At 62.3% G+C, this 15,118-nt stretch carries 14 protein-coding genes and 1 tRNA gene; 8 read left to right on the top strand and 7 right to left on the bottom strand.

Going from position 1 to position 15,118, the window contains the following annotated elements:
• Positions 1-19: 19 nt before the first annotated feature.
• Positions 20-919, top strand: coding sequence for a polyprenyl synthetase family protein (locus tag NKJ40_RS09020; protein ID WP_502903694.1), 900 nt, complete (start codon positions 20-22; stop codon positions 917-919).
• Positions 920-1,090: 171 nt separating this feature from the next.
• Here NKJ40_RS09020 and NKJ40_RS09025 read toward each other — a convergent pair whose 3' ends face one another.
• The 3 genes from NKJ40_RS09025 to tkt all read right to left on the bottom strand — a co-directional run bounded on the left by NKJ40_RS09025 (position 1,091) and on the right by tkt (position 6,359).
• The gene (locus NKJ40_RS09025; RefSeq protein WP_352465772.1) at positions 1,091-2,980 is read right to left on the bottom strand and encodes a potassium/proton antiporter; all 1,890 of its coding nucleotides are present in this window, start codon (positions 2,978-2,980) and stop codon (positions 1,091-1,093) included.
• A gap of 218 nt (positions 2,981-3,198) precedes the next feature.
• A complete protein-coding gene (gene gap, locus NKJ40_RS09030) occupies positions 3,199-4,209 on the bottom strand; it encodes a type I glyceraldehyde-3-phosphate dehydrogenase (RefSeq protein ID WP_352465773.1) in 1,011 nt (336 codons plus the stop codon).
• 158 nt (positions 4,210-4,367) lie between these two features.
• On the bottom strand, positions 4,368-6,359 hold the full coding sequence (gene tkt, locus NKJ40_RS09035; RefSeq protein ID WP_352465774.1) for a transketolase: 1,992 nt from the start codon (positions 6,357-6,359) through the stop codon (positions 4,368-4,370).
• Between the two features lie 260 nt (positions 6,360-6,619).
• Between tkt and NKJ40_RS09040 the strand changes: the two genes are divergently transcribed.
• The 4 genes from NKJ40_RS09040 (at position 6,620) to NKJ40_RS09055 (ending at position 9,120) form a co-directional block, all read left to right on the top strand.
• The gene (locus NKJ40_RS09040) at positions 6,620-6,892 is read left to right on the top strand and encodes a DUF4164 domain-containing protein (RefSeq protein WP_006200774.1); all 273 of its coding nucleotides are present in this window, start codon (positions 6,620-6,622) and stop codon (positions 6,890-6,892) included.
• A gap of 4 nt (positions 6,893-6,896) precedes the next feature.
• Positions 6,897-7,262, top strand: a complete 366-nt coding sequence (locus tag NKJ40_RS09045; RefSeq protein ID WP_292655609.1) for a cell division protein ZapA — start codon at positions 6,897-6,899, stop codon at positions 7,260-7,262.
• Between the two features lie 174 nt (positions 7,263-7,436).
• The gene (locus NKJ40_RS09050) at positions 7,437-8,096 is read left to right on the top strand and encodes a peroxiredoxin (RefSeq protein WP_352465775.1); all 660 of its coding nucleotides are present in this window, start codon (positions 7,437-7,439) and stop codon (positions 8,094-8,096) included.
• A gap of 151 nt (positions 8,097-8,247) precedes the next feature.
• Positions 8,248-9,120, top strand: a complete 873-nt coding sequence (locus NKJ40_RS09055; protein WP_352465776.1) for an MBL fold metallo-hydrolase — start codon at positions 8,248-8,250, stop codon at positions 9,118-9,120.
• 182 nt (positions 9,121-9,302) lie between these two features.
• Here the strand turns inward: NKJ40_RS09055 and NKJ40_RS09060 are convergent, their stop codons facing one another.
• From NKJ40_RS09060 to NKJ40_RS09070, 3 genes are all read right to left on the bottom strand, one after another.
• Positions 9,303-9,818 (bottom strand): hypothetical protein, encoded by a 516-nt coding sequence (locus NKJ40_RS09060; RefSeq protein ID WP_352465777.1) that lies wholly within the window; start codon positions 9,816-9,818, stop codon positions 9,303-9,305.
• A 455-nt stretch (positions 9,819-10,273) separates the two neighbouring features.
• Positions 10,274-11,185, bottom strand: coding sequence for an RNA polymerase sigma factor RpoH (gene rpoH, locus NKJ40_RS09065; RefSeq protein WP_023678514.1), 912 nt, complete (start codon positions 11,183-11,185; stop codon positions 10,274-10,276).
• A gap of 187 nt (positions 11,186-11,372) precedes the next feature.
• Positions 11,373-12,413: an RluA family pseudouridine synthase gene (locus tag NKJ40_RS09070; protein WP_352465778.1), complete on the bottom strand. Its 1,041-nt coding sequence runs from the start codon at positions 12,411-12,413 to the stop codon at positions 11,373-11,375.
• Between the two features lie 26 nt (positions 12,414-12,439).
• Here NKJ40_RS09070 and NKJ40_RS09075 point away from each other — a divergent pair, with 26 nt between their 5' ends.
• From NKJ40_RS09075 to NKJ40_RS09085, 3 genes are all read left to right on the top strand, one after another.
• Positions 12,440-12,823: a fimbrial protein gene (locus NKJ40_RS09075; RefSeq protein WP_352465779.1), complete on the top strand. Its 384-nt coding sequence runs from the start codon at positions 12,440-12,442 to the stop codon at positions 12,821-12,823.
• On the top strand, positions 12,820-13,227 hold the full coding sequence (locus tag NKJ40_RS09080; RefSeq protein ID WP_352465780.1) for a VOC family protein: 408 nt from the start codon (positions 12,820-12,822) through the stop codon (positions 13,225-13,227). Before NKJ40_RS09075 ends, NKJ40_RS09080 begins: the two co-directional genes overlap by 4 nt.
• Positions 13,228-13,317: 90 nt before the next feature.
• Positions 13,318-13,392: transfer RNA gene (locus NKJ40_RS09085), tRNA-Glu, on the top strand.
• Between the two features lie 516 nt (positions 13,393-13,908).
• On the opposite strand, the gene NKJ40_RS09090 is transcribed toward NKJ40_RS09085, so the two are convergent.
• Positions 13,909-14,832 carry an adenylate/guanylate cyclase domain-containing protein gene (locus NKJ40_RS09090; RefSeq protein ID WP_352465781.1) on the bottom strand — a complete coding sequence of 308 codons (924 nt, stop codon included), beginning with the start codon at positions 14,830-14,832 and terminating at the stop codon, positions 13,909-13,911.
• Between the last annotated feature and the right edge of the window lie 286 nt (positions 14,833-15,118).

Here is a 15,118-nt window from a genome sequence, read left to right on the forward strand (position 1 = left end):
CATGACGAAAGACGACCAAATGGCGTTCGAAGCTGCACTTATTGCCCGGGCAGTTCCGCTCGAGGCGCTGCTGAGGCGGTTGCTCGACGGACGGACGCTTTCAGGCGAGGTCGGGCGGCCTGAACGCCTTATGGCGGCTATGCGACATGGCGTGCTGAACGGCGGCAAACGACTGCGTCCCTTCCTGGTCATGGAAAGTGCTGCGTTGTTTTCAGCCGACGGCGAGGCGGCGCTGCGCGTCGCGGCGGCGCTCGAATGCGTGCACTGCTATTCGCTCATCCATGACGACCTGCCGGCCATGGACGACGACGATCTGCGCCGCGGCCAGCCGACCGTGCACAGGGCTTTCGATGAGGCGACCGCCATTCTTGCGGGCGACGCCTTGCTGACGCTCGCCTTCGACATCCTTGCCGACGAGGCGACAATGCTGCCGGTCGAGCGCAGGGCAGCGTTGGTGCTGGCACTGGCCCGCGCCGCCGGGGCGGGAAGCATGGTCGGCGGCCAGATGCTTGATCTCGAGGCCGAACAAAGCCGGCCGGACGAGGCCGGCATCATCCGGCTTCAGGCGATGAAAACCGGTGCGCTGATCCGCTTTGCCTGCGAAGCGGGCGCTATCCTTGCCGGAGCGCCGTCGGGCGACCGCGAAAGGCTGGCCGAGTTCGGCTCGGCGATCGGGCTTGCCTTTCAGCTTGCCGACGACTTGCTCGACCTGACCGCCGACGCGCATCAGATGGGCAAGGCGACCGGCAAGGATGCCGCGGCCGGCAAGGCGACGCTGGTCGCGCTGCACGGACCGGGCTGGGCGCGGGACCAGCTCCAGGGCCTCGTCGACCAGGCTCATGCGCTGCTCGAGCCCTATGGCGAACAAGCCGCGCTTCTGAAACAGGCGGCGCAGTTCGTCGCGGCCCGCAACAATTAAAGCGCCCCCCTATGGCGCGCCGTGCAGTCACGGGGAATGGCGGCTGTTCGGCCAGATGCCTTAGCGCAGCCGGGCGATCGGGATTCCGGCGATGTCGGACCATATGGCTCGCCACGCCAGTTGCCGAGCCATTCTTCAGCCTCGCGGCAGGGTTCCGCGGGTCGACAGCGGTCAGCCTTCGCCAGTTGTCTTTTCCACCACGGGCTGCGGAACCGGTTCCATTTCGGCCGCCGCCTCGACCGCCTGCGCTTCGGCCGGCTTGCGCCGGTTGCGGATGAAGGCGGCGATGCGGTCGCGGATTTCACCGGCGCTGAGGAATACCGGAACGCGCGCCACCGGCGCGGTCGGCTCAAAGGACAGGCCAAGGCCGGTGATCCTGCCCTTGTCGTCGACGTCGCGCACGATCAACTCGATCGGACCGAGCAGCACGCGGTCGGCGTATTCGGCGTGGCCGCCGAGCCGCGTAGTGACCAGGTCGCCAATGCTGAGCTTGCGTTCCGCTTCGGTCAGGCCCGGCGCATAGGCGGTCTCCAGTTCCTCGGCGGAGCGTGACGGATCGACGGCGAAGGCGCCGAAGAAGTCCGCATCCTCGGGATCGACCACGGCACGGCTGGCGAACAGTTTGTCGAGCAGGCGCGGATAGCGGTCCGGCACGAAGATGTAGACATGGTCGCCGGCCGCCAGCCGGCCCATGTCCTGGAAGCGCATCGAGCGTCCGTCGCGCAACACAAGCGACGGCCGCGCCCAGCGCGGAATGCGTTCGCCGCGCGCCACCGGGCTGCCGGGTGCCACGCGGTAGGCGAGAAGCTCATGATGGGCGGAGCCCGGCAGCTCCAATTCGACCTTGTCGAGCGGTCCCAGGCGGGCCGGCACGATAAGGCCGAGGCGGCGCGCCAGCGGGCCGACGGTCCATCCCTGGATGATCAGCGAGACCAGCACGATGATGAAGGCGGTGTTGAAGATGAGGCGGCCGTTCTCAAGGCCGCCGAGCAGCGGCGTGATGGCAAGCAGGATCGACACCGCGCCACGCAGGCCGACCCATGAGACGAAGGCGACTTCCGGGCGTGGCAGACGAAATGGCACCAGGCAGAGCCAGACCGCGATTGGCCGTGCCACAAAAATCAGGAACAGGCCGAGCAGCACTGCCGGCACCAGGATTGCCGGAAATTGCGAAGGCGTTGCGAACAGGCCAAGGATCAGGAACATGATGATCTGCGCCAGCCACGACATGCCGTCCTGAAAGCGCTTGAGGATGGTGACGGCCCGGATATCGGAATTGCCGGCGATCAAGCCTGCGAGATAGACCGCCAGGAAGCCGGAGCCGCCGACGGCGCCGGCGGCAGCAAACACCATCAGCGACAGCGTCAGCACGAAGATCGGCAGCAGGCCGTGATCGAGATTGAGGCGATCGACAAGGCGCACGATGGCCATGCCGCCGAGAATGCCGATGACTGCGCCGAGCCCCATGTTGACAAGGAAGCCGACGGCAAGATCGGTGACCAGCACCTTGGCCTCGGGGTGGGTGTTGGCGGCGATGACCTCGACCAGCGTGATGGTCAGGAAGATGGCGATCGGGTCATTGGTGCCGGATTCTACCTCGAGCGTGGACCGCACGCGCTCGCGCAAATTGATCTCGCCGGCGCGCAGCAGGAAGAACACCGCCGCGGCGTCGGTCGAGGCGACGGCGGCACCGAGCAGGAAGGATTCCAGCCAGGTCAGGTCGAGCAGATAATAGGCTGCGGCGCCGAAGAGCCCGGTGGTCAAAAGGACGCCGAATGTGGCCAGCGACAGCGCCGGCCCGGCCGCCTGCCGCAAGGCGTTGAGCGGCGTGCCGAAGCCGGAATCGAAAAGGATGACCGCCAGCGCCAATGAGCCGGCAAAATAAGCAACTCGGGCATTGTCGAAATGGATGCCGAGACCGTCGGTTCCGGTGGCGAGGCCGATGCAGAGAAACAGCAGCAGGAGAGGGGCGCCGAAACGGAAGGCGATCAGGCTCGAAAACGCGGCGGCAACGACAAGAGCTGCGCCAACGAGCGTCACAAGATAGATACCATGCTCCATTCGTTGGTCGCCCCTAGTCGATATGCTCCGACATCACGGGAGAGTGGGGCGAAGACATGGCCGCTACAAGGCAGCAGCGTGGCTTTTTGCCCCACGCTGCCGATCGTCGAAAGTTTTGGCATCCCCGAGCAGCGGAGCCTGCCTCGGCGGTTGGTGTTGCAACGAAAAACGCCCGAACTGAGCCGGGCGTCTTCCAGGTCGAGAAGATGGTTCTGCGATCAGGCGATGGTCTTGCCGAAGGCGACGGCGGTATCGCCCATGCGGTTGGAAAAGCCCCACTCATTGTCGTACCACGACAGCACCGAAACGAAGTTGCCGTCCATGACCTTGGTCTGGTCGAGCGCCACGATCGAGGAATGCGGATCGTGGTTGAAGTCGATCGAAACATTGGGGTGACGGGTTACGGCGAGAATGCCCTTCAGCTTGCCGTTCGAGGCGGTGATCACCGCGTCATTGATCTCCTGGACGGTGGTCGGCCGCTTGGCGATGAACTTGAAGTCGACGAGCGAGACGTTCGGGGTCGGCACGCGGATGGAGATGCCGTCGAGCTTGCCCTTGAGCTCGGGCAGTACCAGGCCGATGGCCTTGGCGGCACCGGTCGAGGTCGGAATCTGCGACAGCGCCGCGGCGCGGGCGCGGTAGAGGTCCTTGTGCATGGTGTCCAGCGTCGGCTGGTCGCCGGTGTAGGAATGGATCGTCGTCATCATGCCCTTCTCGATGCCGACGGCCTCATTCAGTACGGCCGCCAGCGGCGCCAGGCAGTTGGTGGTGCAGGAGGCGTTCGAGATGACGATGTGGTCCTTGGTCAGCTTGTCGTGGTTGATGCCATAGACGACGGTGAGATCGGCGCCCTCTGCCGGAGCGGAGACGAGAACGCGCTTGGCACCGGCGGTCAGATGGGCGACGGCCTTGTCGCGAGCGGTGAAGATGCCGGTGCATTCGAGCGCGATGTCGATGCCGAGCTCCTTCCACGGCAGTTGCGTCGGATCCTTGATCGCGGTGACCTTGAATTTTTCCTTGCCGACGATGATCTGGTCGCCGTCAACTGTCACCTCATGCGGAAAGCGGCCATGCACGCTGTCGAAGCGCAGCAGATGCGCGTTGGTCTCGACCGGGCCGAGATCGTTGACCGCGACGACGTCGATATCCTTGCGGCCGGATTCATGGATGGCGCGCAGGATGTTGCGGCCGATGCGGCCGAATCCGTTGATGGCAACTCTGACGGTCATTGTTCTCTCCCTGGGAGTTGGAGGCCGAAGATCAAGTCCGCAGCTTCATAACGGCGGACGGGCAAAGAATCCAGCCGCCGAGGCTTGGATTTAAATCGATTAGTGCTCTACCGCCCGGCAAAACCGCTATGCCAGCCTTTGCCGGGCGGGGCTCACCTTCATTTGCCGTGCAGACGGGCTTCCGCCGCCTTCACCGTTGCTTCGGCGGTGATGCCGAAATGCGGGTAGAGCTGTTCGATGGTGCCGGAGGCGCCGAAGCCGGTCATGCCGACAAAGATGCCGTCGGTTCCGATGAAGTGATCCCAGCCCTGACGGATGCCGGCTTCGATGGCAATCTTGAGCGGCGCATTGCCGATCGTCCTGCTGCGATAGTCGGCGCTCTGCTTGTCGAACAATTCGAAGCACGGCACCGAGACGACGCGGGTCGCGTGGCCGTGCTTTTCCAAGGCCTCGCGGGCGGCCAGCGCGATCTCGACCTCGGAGCCCGAAGCGAAGATCGTCACCGCCGCCTCGCCACTGGCGGCGGCAAGTTCATAGGCGCCGCGGCTGGAGAGGTTTTCCGCCACGAAGTCGTTGCGTACCGTCGGCAGGTTCTGCCGGGTCAGCGCCAATGTCGAAGGCGTCTTTTCCGACTCAATGGCCAACTGCCAGCATTCCGCGGTTTCCACCGCGTCGGCCGGGCGGAAGACATTGTGGTTCGGAATGGCGCGAAGTGCTGCCAGATGCTCGACCGGCTGATGGGTCGGGCCGTCTTCGCCAAGGCCGATGGAATCATGGGTCATGACGAAGATCGAGCGGATGCCCATCAGCGAGGCGAGCCGCATCGCCGGACGGGCATAATCGGAAAAGCACATGAAAGTGCCGCCATAGGCGATAATGCCGCCATGCAGCGTCAGCCCGTTGAGCGCTGCCGCCATGCCGTGCTCGCGAACGCCGTAGTGGACGTAGCGCTGGCCGTAATCGTCGGCAGTGATGTTCTTGGTCTGGCTGGTCTTGGTGTTGTTGGAGCCGGTCAAATCGGCCGAGCCGCCGATGGTTTCGGGTACGGCGCCGTTGATGACCTCCAGCGCCATTTCCGATGACTTACGAGTGGCGACCTTCGGCTTGTCGGCGGCGAGCTTCTTCTTGTAATCGCCAATGACGGCGTCGAAGTTGGCCGGCAGCGTGCCACTGATGCGGCGTTCGAACTCTGCGCGCAATTTGGCGTCGGCCTTGGCAAGGCGGCTTTCCCAGTCGGTGCGCGCCTTGACGCCGGTCCGGCCGGCGGTACGCCATGCGTCGAGGTTGTCGGCCGGGACCTCGAAGGGCGGCGAATCCCAGCCGAAGAATTTTCTGGCGCCGGCGATTTCCTCGGCGCCGAGCGGCGAGCCATGCGCCTTGTTGGTGCCAGCCTTGGTCGGTGCGCCGAAGCCGATCGTCGTCTTGCAGGCAATCATCGTCGGCTTGTCGGAGTGGCGGGCCGCCTCGATGGCATAGGCGATCGCTTCCGGGTCCTGGCCGTCGATATGGCTGGCGTTCCAACCGGACGCCTGGAAGCGGGCGACCTGGTCGGTGTTGTCGGCGAGCGACACCGGGCCATCGATCGAGATGTTGTTGTTGTCCCAGAAGACGATCAGCTTGTTCAGCTTTAGATGTCCGGCAAGCGCGATGGCTTCCTGGGATACGCCTTCCATTAGGCAGCCGTCACCGGCCAGTACATAGGTGTAGTGGTCGACGAGATCGTTGCCGAAAGCGGCATTCATGATGCGCTCGCCGAGCGCGAAGCCGACCGAATTGGCAAGGCCCTGGCCGAGTGGGCCTGTCGTCGTCTCAATGCCGGCGGCATGGCCGTATTCCGGATGGCCCGCCGTCCTCGACCCCAATTGGCGGAACTGCTTGATCTGGTCGATGGTGATGTCTTCGTAGCCGGTCAGATAGAGCAGTGAGTAGAGCAGCATCGAGCCGTGGCCGGCCGACAGGATAAAGCGGTCGCGGTCCGGCCAATGCGGGTTTTTCGGATCGTATTTGAGAAAGCGGGTGAACAGCACCGTGGCGATGTCAGCGCAGCCCATGGGCAGTCCGGGGTGGCCGGAATTTGCCTTCTCGACGGCGTCCATGGCGAGAAAACGGATCGCATTGGCCATCCGGTCATGTTGTTCGCGCGAGGTCATGCTTCCTCCAAAATGGGGGTTTGGGCCTTGGGAGAGCCCTTGAAAAGGGTGCGCGACACATAGCAGGCGCGGCCTTTTAGTCAACAAATCGGTGTGCTTTTGCCGGTCTTGTGATGGCCATGCGCGACTTACATTAGCGTTAGCAGGGGACAGTCGCGACAGCTTTATTGACGGGCGGTTCACACGACGCGTAATGTTTCAACGATAACGCGTTCTGAACGTGGATGATTCGGTGATGGGCAGGGCGCAGGACGAAAGCCATGACCGGGGAAACGACCCTCAAGGAAGTCATTGCCAGGCTGGGTAAGGCCATCGAAGGGCTGGAAAACGCCGTCGCGGCCAAGCTCGAGCATGAGCGGGACTATTCGGAAGCCGAGGCCGAAGTGCAGCGGATGAACGCCGACCGCTCGCGGCTGGCGCAGGAGCTCGACAATTCCGAGGCTCGTGCCGAACGGCTGGAAGATGCCAACAAGGAAGTGTCGCGAAGGCTGGTGACAGCCATGGAAACCATCCGCGCGGTACTGGACAGGTAGGCCAATGGCACAAGTCACGGTTTCCATCGACGGCAAGCAGTATCGGATGGCCTGCGACGAGGGCCAGGAAGAGCATCTGATCGATCTTGCCGAGCGCTTCGACCGCTATGTCTCGCATCTGAAGGATTCTTTTGGCGAGATCGGCGACCAGCGGCTGACCGTGATGGCCGGCATCATGGTCATGGACGAGCTTTCAGAATTGCAAAAGCGGGTCAAGGGCATGGAAAGCGAAGTGCTGACGCTGCGCAAGACGCGCGACGACGCACTGACCAAGGCCGACAAGAACGATTCCGTGCTGACCGGGGCGCTTGGCGCGTTGGCCCAGCGCATGGAAGACCTGGCGACGACGCTGGCAGTGAGCAAGGCCTGAGCCAGCGCAGCGAAGATTCCTGCTGCATTTGCCGAGAAGCAATGAAAATATTTCGCCGCCGGCCTTGATGCCGGCGCAACAGCCGTTTGAAGGATGACGCCGGAGTGGTAGAAAGGCAAAAGCAGCGCCGGTCAACGCCGGCTGCGATCTGCACTCACAAGGTAGGGACACGCCATGAGCCTTCGTATCAACGACATCGCACCGGATTTCACCGCTGAGACCACGCAAGGACCGATCAGCTTCCATGAATGGATCGGCGACGGCTGGGCGGTATTGTTCAGCCATCCGAAGAACTTTACGCCGGTTTGCACGACCGAACTCGGCACGATGGCCGGGCTCGAAGGCGAGTTCAGGAAGCGCAACGTCAAGATCATCGGCATCTCGGTCGATCCCGTCGAAAGCCATGAGAAGTGGCAGAACGACATCAAGACCGCGACCGGCCATTCGGTGAACTATCCGCTGATCGGCGACAAGGATCTCAAGGTCGCCAAGCTTTACGAGATGCTGCCGGCGGGTGCCGGCGAGAGCTCGGAAGGCCGCACGCCTGCGGACAATGCCACGGTGCGTTCGGTCTACGTCATCGGGCCCGACAAGAAGATCAAGCTGGTTCTCACCTATCCGATGACGACGGGACGCAACTTCGACGAAATCCTGCGCGCCATCGATTCCATGCAGCTGACCGCCAAGCACCAGGTGGCGACGCCGGCGAACTGGAAGCAGGGCGAGGACGTCATCATCACCGCTGCCGTCTCGAATGAGGATGCCATCAAGCGCTTCGGCGCCTATGAGACGATCCTGCCATATCTCAGGAAAACCAAGCAGCCTTCTGCCTGAGCAGGCAGAGGCGGCACAGAGAATTTTTGGTTTTCTTGGCCGTGTGAGCATGGGGTGCTTGACGATGCCTGGTTGACGGACAACCATGCCTTTAATTTGCCGTGGCGGAGAAAATCCTTCCTGCCGTGGTGAGGGGCGAAGGAGGCTGGGATTGGACGCATTATCGGCCAGGTCGCAGGTCACCGGCTTCTATGACAAGCCGAGCGGGTCCGTCCAGTATGTGGTCGCCGACATGGCGACCCGCAAATGCGCCATCATCGATCCGGTGCTCGACTTCGACGAAAGGTCCGGTGCAACGGCAACGAAAAACGCCGACGCCCTGCTCGACTTCGTCAGGGAAAGCGGGCTGGAGGTCGAGTGGATCCTCGACACGCATCCGCATGCCGATCATTTCTCCGCCGCCCATTATCTGAGGGGGAGAACCGGAGCGCCGACGGCAATCGGTGAAAAGGTCATCGACGTCCAGAAATTGTGGAAGGTGATCTACAACTGGCCGGAATTCCCCGCCGACGGTTCGCAATGGGACAGGCTGTTCGCCGACGGCGCGACTTTTTCGGTCGGCGGCCTTCCGGCAAGAGTGCTGTTTTCGCCGGGCCATACGCTGGCCTCGATCACTTACGTCATCGGCGACGCCGCCTTCATCCACGACACGCTGTTCATGCCGGACAGCGGCACCGCAAGGACAGACTTTCCCGGCGGCAGCGCCGAGCGGCTCTGGCACTCGATCCAGGATATTCTGGCACTGCCGGACGAGACACGTCTGTTCGTCGGTCACGACTACCAGCCGGGTGACCGCGAAGCGCGCTGGGAAAGCACGGTCGCGGAGCAGAAAGCCGGCAACATCCATGTTGCCGGCTGCAAGACGGAAGCCGACTTCGTCGCGCTCCGCCAAGCCCGCGACAGGACGTTGCCGATGCCGCGGCTGATCCTGCACGCGCTGCAGGTGAACATGAATGGCGGACGCCTGCCGGAACCGGAATCCAACGGGCGGCGCTATCTGAAATTTCCGCTCGATTGCCTGTGAGGAGATGGGTCGCTGGCACTACAATGCCATTCAAACTCGGCGCCGCCCTGATCGTTCCGAGATGGTCATCCAAGTTATTGATCCTGATTCGATTTTTGCGATGTGTGCCTCCGATAGGTAACTTACGAGGATAAGGTGCGGCAGCCGAATGAGGAGCGGCGCGGATGCCAGCCAGTCCTGCGTCAGGGTTTTGTTCGGCGGGCCAAATGTTCATACGTGATTTGCCAAGGATCGCTCTCGGAAGATCTCTCCTCGCCGATCCAATGGAAGCTGTTGGCAGCGATCTCAGTGAAACGCCATCGAGTTTTCAGACCGCGCGAGTCATTGCCGAGCTGGACAATGTCCTTACCCTCGGCCCGGCCGATCTGGCGCGAGTGATCACGGTTGAGCGGGTCGTTCCATATGATGTGCCAGCCATCGATCCCAGGATCGAAGATGCGCAAGGTCGTGCCATACATCGTCGACGGCGCAGGGCGCTTGGGCCTGATCCAAACGTCCTGAATCGCGCGGCCTTCGAGCACCCAGCCAAAATGGCATTCGCCATCCCATTTCTGGATTGTGCCGTCGTCGACGTAGTGGACCGAGTCCATTTCCCAACTTCCAATTAGCCAGCCATACAGGGCCATGTCTTTCGCTCGATCGGCTGGCGGACCTTCGGATCCGAGAGCGGCCAGAAACGGAGAAATCGTCATCGTCATACTGCCTTTCGTTTCCAATAGACGAACTCAACTGCCCGGCGCAGCCCCGGCGGATTGTTGTCGCGCCCGCCTGCCGCAAGCGCCGGGTTGTGAAATGCCCCGCTCGGCGCCGCAACATTGCCGCCAGCTTGCAACGTTACGGTTTTCAGGGCTTGGGGAAAATTGCGACAATGCCGCTATCGATGAGATCGTCTGCGGACGCCATGGCAAGGCTACGAGCAGTTATGGCGGCGGATCGGACATCCGCGAAGGCGCCGCGGAACCGGCAACCCGCTAATGCATGTCGCGCAAAAGTGTGCAGCGGTTTTGCGATAACGACGTGCATGAAAAAACGACATGCATAAAGACAAGAATTTAAAGCGCGTCGCACAAGGCCGGTCGAACGCGACGCGCCTTAGAAAAAACGGCGGCGCCAGTTACCTGACGCCGCCGTTATTTGTTTCTCTTGGAAGGCCTTACGCAGCCGGCTGCGCCTCGATGGTGCGCAGCGCCTGCGTCTGGCGCTTGGCCGCGGCCTTGACCGCGTCCTGCACCTTCTCGAAGGCGCGCACCTCGATCTGGCGCACGCGCTCGCGGCTGATATCGAACTCGGCCGACAGCTCTTCCAGCGTCAACGGCTCATCGGCGAGGCGGCGCGCCTCGAAGATGCGGCGTTCGCGGTCGTTGAGCACGGCAAGAGCGCCCGACAGCATGCCGCGCCGGTTTTCCAGCTCGTCCTGCTCGATCAGCATCTCTTCCTGGCTTTCGTGGTCGTCGACCAGCCAGTCCTGCCATTCGCCGGATTCGCCTTCGCTGGCCCGGATGGGCGCATTGAGCGAGGCGTCGCCCGACAGACGGCGGTTCATCGACACGACTTCCGCTTCCGAGACGTTCAGCCGGGTGGCGATCTCGGTGATCTGATCGGGCTTCAAATCGCCTTCGTCGAGCGCCTGGATCTTGCCCTTCACCTTGCGCAGGTTGAAGAACAGGCGCTTCTGGTTGGCGGTGGTGCCCATCTTGACCAGGCTCCACGAGCGCAGGATGTATTCCTGGATCGAGGCCTTGATCCACCACATCGCATAGGTGGCGAGACGGAAGCCGCGCTCCGGTTCGAATTTCTTGACGGCCTGCATCAGGCCGACATTGCCTTCCGAGATCACCTCGCCGATCGGCAGGCCGTAGCCGCGATAGCCCATGGCGATCTTGGCGACGAGCCGAAGGTGGCTGGTGACGAGCTTGTGCGCAGCCGTGGTGTCCTCATGCTCGGCGTAGCGCTTGGCGAGCATGTACTCTTCCTGCGGCTGAAGCATCGGAAAGCGGCGGATTTCTTCCAGGTAGCGGCTGAGACCGCCTTCGCCGGAAACGATACTGGGTAATGACTGGGCCATGATAGCGCCCCCTCTCTATTGGAGTGATGCCCCCGAAACGCGGCGGGCATGTGGCGCGAATGCCAAAGGCACATTCGCGCCAACCGACATATATAGGAACAAAACCAGAAAGACAGGCATTTGTTCAACACGAAACAGTGTGTCACGTTGAAGTGAACAACGCCGGTCAGGTTTTCAGGTGGTTGGTTCAGAGCTTGCGGAAGCCGTCGACGAGTTCCTCCATGTCCCACGGTATCGGTGCTTCGAACCTCATCGCTAAATGGGTATCCGGATGCCGAAATGCAAGGAGGCGGGCGTGCAAAGCTTGTCGCGGAAACGCCTTTACCTTGCTCCTTAGGGGCTCGGGCAACCGATTGGCCTTGGTGCGGAAAGCCTGGCCGTATTCGGGATCGCCAATCACCGGATGGCCGATATGGGCCATGTGCACGCGTATCTGGTGGGTGCGACCGGTTTCCAGCCGGCATTCGACCAGGCTCGCCGTGGCGAATTCCTGCTGCTGCTCGCCAAAGCGCTCGACGACAGTGAAATGCGTTATGGCGTGGCGCGCATCGTCGCGGCCTTGCGGCACCACGGCACGGCGTACCCGGTCGGCGGCGCGGCCGAGCGGCGCGTCGACCGTTCCGGTCGGCCTTGCCGGTATGCCCCAGACCAACGCCAGATAGGCCCGCTCGAGATCGCCGGTCAGTCCGTGGTCGGCAAAGGCCTCCGACAACGCCTTGTGGGCGCGATCGGTCTTGGCGACGACCATGACGCCACTGGTCTCCTTGTCGAGGCGATGGACGATGCCCGGCCGTCTCACCCCGCCGATGCCCGACAGGCTGTCGCCGCAATGATGGATCAGCGCGTTGACCAGCGTACCGGTCCAGTTGCCCGCGCCGGGATGCACGACCAGCCCGGCCGGCTTGTTGATGACGATCAGCTCGCGGTCCTCGTAGAGGACATCAAGCGCAATATCTTCGCCTTGCGGCTCCGCCGGTTCCGGCTCCGGCATATCAACCGACACGCAGTCACCTTGTGCCATCTTGCGCTTCGTTTCGTCGACCTGCCTGCCGCCGATCCTGACGGCGCCCTGCTTTATCAGCATCTGCACCCGGCTGCGCGACATGTCGGGGCCGAGCCTGGCCGCCAGCCATTGGTCGAGCCGCTGGCCGGCCGCATCGGCGCCCGCCTCCAGCACGATCGGTCCGACCCCTATTAATTGTCTGACCTCTTCGTTATGAGCGCTCATCGAAAACAGTTCCGGAATCTGCTGCCATGGCCCGGCCGCTTGCCGACGAAGACGAGGAAAAGCCGCTCGACCCCGAGGTCGAAAAGGTGCGGAGGAAGCTCGTCCGCTTCGTCGCCATCAATCTCGGCCTGCTGTTCCTCGCCCTTATGGTGGTGATCGCGGCGCTTGTCTACAAAGCGCGCAATGCACCGCCTGTCAGCCCTCCGCTGAGCAGCGACGTCCAGGTGCCGGCAGGCGAGCCGGTCAGTGGCGACATCGTGCTGCCGGTCGGCGCCAGGGTGATCAGCCAGTCGCTCTCCGGCAATCGCCTGTCGATCGACGCCGAGCTGCCCGACGGCAGCCGCGCCATCTTCGTCTATGACATCACCGAGCGCCGCGTCATCGGCCGTTTTTCGATCAGGAACAAATGACCGGCTTTGCCGAACACCGCAGCATTGTCACCGTCGCGCTTATCGTCGCAAATTATGACGAGGCGATCTCGTGGTATGTCGACCGGCTGGGTTTTGTCCTCACCGAAGATGTCGATCTTGGCGGCGGCAAACGCTGGGTCACGATCACGCCGGGCGAAGGGCAGGGCGCGCGGCTGCTTCTCGCCGAGGCGTCCGGCGATGCGCAAAAGGGTAGCATCGGCAACCAGACCGGCGGGCGGGTCTTTTTGTTCCTCGAAACGGACGATTTTGCCCGTGACCATGCGCTGATGCTCGAAAAGGGCGTCGAATTCCGTGAGGCGCCCCGGCACGAGACCTATGGCACTGTGGCGGTTTTCGCTGATCTCTATGGCAATCTCTGGGACCTGATCGAGTCAAAACGCTAGGCTTGCAGCGGATATTTCACCGGCGCGACAGGCTGCCTTAAGCCTAGTTGCTTTTTGCCAGCCGTCAGCCTATATCGCCGGTTCTTGAACGCGCCCATCGTCTAGCGGTCAGGACACCGCCCTCTCACGGCGGGAACAGGGGTTCGATTCCCCTTGGGCGTACCAAGTCTCTCCAAGCTCTCGGCAAACCATCAATCCGATCCATCGCCTTGGGTCGCGGCGGGTTTGGCTCATTGCCGCTTCTGGCGCAGCGGAGCCGATTGCATTAGCATTGCATCATGGGTCTTGAGGCACAGCTTTAGCGGCGCGCAGAACGTCGCGCTGAACAGGGCAGTCGATGCCACGCGGGGAGGAGCCAGATACAGAAACTACAATCGCAAGGCGTCCATCACGCTGGTCGGCACTGCCTGGAGCCGACCTGAGCTACAGCTGCCGGCGGCGGATCGTTTTGGCGAGCTCGGCGAAGGCGCCTCTCCCTCGAAGGGTGGATGCCGGGAATACTCGGCCCTTAGCACCGGCCAGCGAAGCTGCGCGCGACGCGCATGGCTGGGCTCTATACGCGCCATACTCCAGTTGCAGTATCGTAGCATCTTTGCCGTTCGAATTTCTCTCAGTCATGGCTTCGCACGATACCAAGATATGCTGCGAACGACACATCCACGGCGCGCTCAACCATTCGATCTATTCCGGCAAGCCGAAAAGTGTTTGCGCGCCTGCTATTCCTCCGAGCGGATGACTGCCCATGGCGATCATCGGCTCGCTAGTTTCTGCCTCGAACACTGTCGACGCGAGCACCGTCCGTCCCAACGGCTTGCACAGCCCTTCGATGCGGCTGACAAGATTTACAGCCTTGCCGATCGCGGTGAAGTCCAACCTGCCGGCAGTGCCGATATTCCCCCAGAGTATCTCGCCGACATGCAGGCCAATGCCATATCCGAGCTCAGGGCCGCCATTGCGGCGCCGAGTTTGGTTGAGATGATCTATCCCGGCGCGCGTGGCCTTCACGGCACGTACCGCGGCGTCACATGCGGCATTTGCATCGCGCTCGCCAATCGGGAAAATCGCGAGGACGCCATCACCTATAAACTTGAGAACCTCACCACCAAATGCGTGCACCGCGCCGGCGACGCAATCGAACCAGGCATCAAGTACCAGTACGATCTCGTCTGCATCAAGAACCTCGGATAGATCGGTGAAACCTCGAAGGTCCGCGCACAGAAGCGCAGCCCGTATCGTCTCTCCCTTTACTCGACGAGAATGACCGTTGAGCACATGTGCTGCACTGCGCTTTCCCAAATATGCTTCGAGCAATGCGCGTTTCGCGGACCGTTCTGCGAGTGCGGTCATCGGAGCCGCAGCAAACCGGGAGATTTGCCGCAGCAGCTCTGACTGCGCCTCATCCGGAGTATGATCGAACGCCCACACCAAAGTCGGTGCGACACCGCCCGCTCGCTCGTCGAACACGATCGCCCGCGTCGTGCCAAGCCACTCCCGCAGCACGAGCCGGGGATCGGCATTCTGGCGGTCGGCGCCCAGCCTCGACCACTTCACCCCCAGGCGCTCGCCAGAGCCAGATGCGGCCTGAAATGATCGGGTCGGGAGCATCCTGCGCCAGCGCGCCGGCGATGATCGGCAAGCCGTCTTCCATCAAATGCGTTGAGAGCTGCAATAGAAGTCGCCCACCGTCGCCAATATGCGCGGCGTCGTCCAGAAGGAATGAAAGCGAGTTTGCGAGAAGCATCGGTAGAAGGTCACTCGGCACCGGCTTATGCTTACGCCTCGAACATCTTCTTGCAACTAGAGCATAATCTGACCTGATGGAATCGCGAGGGATTCCCATCGGGGAGAATATCTGATTCATCATGTCGGCTGGGTATGGAGGCCAGCAGGC

This window comes from Mesorhizobium sp. M0119 (assembly GCF_040322615.1).
Classification (GTDB): Bacteria; Pseudomonadota; Alphaproteobacteria; order Rhizobiales; family Rhizobiaceae; genus Mesorhizobium.

What these genes read in the sequence shown, in the direction of transcription:
- NKJ40_RS09075 (WP_352465779.1), top strand. Translation starts at nt 12,440, where the DNA reads ATGGCCCGGCCGCTTGCCGACGAAGACGAGGAAAAGCCGCTCGACCCC.
- NKJ40_RS09050 (WP_352465775.1), top strand. Translation starts at nt 7,437, where the DNA reads ATGAGCCTTCGTATCAACGACATCGCACCGGATTTCACCGCTGAGACC.
- NKJ40_RS09045 (WP_292655609.1), top strand. Translation starts at nt 6,897, where the DNA reads ATGGCACAAGTCACGGTTTCCATCGACGGCAAGCAGTATCGGATGGCC.
- rpoH (WP_023678514.1), bottom strand. Translation starts at nt 11,185, where the DNA reads ATGGCCCAGTCATTACCCAGTATCGTTTCCGGCGAAGGCGGTCTCAGC.
- NKJ40_RS09090 (WP_352465781.1), bottom strand. Translation starts at nt 14,832, where the DNA reads ATGCTCCCGACCCGATCATTTCAGGCCGCATCTGGCTCTGGCGAGCGC.
- NKJ40_RS09060 (WP_352465777.1), bottom strand. Translation starts at nt 9,818, where the DNA reads ATGACGATGACGATTTCTCCGTTTCTGGCCGCTCTCGGATCCGAAGGT.
- gap (WP_352465773.1), bottom strand. Translation starts at nt 4,209, where the DNA reads ATGACCGTCAGAGTTGCCATCAACGGATTCGGCCGCATCGGCCGCAAC.
- NKJ40_RS09040 (WP_006200774.1), top strand. Translation starts at nt 6,620, where the DNA reads ATGACCGGGGAAACGACCCTCAAGGAAGTCATTGCCAGGCTGGGTAAG.
- NKJ40_RS09070 (WP_352465778.1), bottom strand. Translation starts at nt 12,413, where the DNA reads ATGAGCGCTCATAACGAAGAGGTCAGACAATTAATAGGGGTCGGACCG.
- tkt (WP_352465774.1), bottom strand. Translation starts at nt 6,359, where the DNA reads ATGACCTCGCGCGAACAACATGACCGGATGGCCAATGCGATCCGTTTT.
- NKJ40_RS09020 (WP_502903694.1), top strand. Translation starts at nt 20, where the DNA reads ATGGCGTTCGAAGCTGCACTTATTGCCCGGGCAGTTCCGCTCGAGGCG.
- NKJ40_RS09080 (WP_352465780.1), top strand. Translation starts at nt 12,820, where the DNA reads ATGACCGGCTTTGCCGAACACCGCAGCATTGTCACCGTCGCGCTTATC.
- NKJ40_RS09025 (WP_352465772.1), bottom strand. Translation starts at nt 2,980, where the DNA reads ATGGAGCATGGTATCTATCTTGTGACGCTCGTTGGCGCAGCTCTTGTC.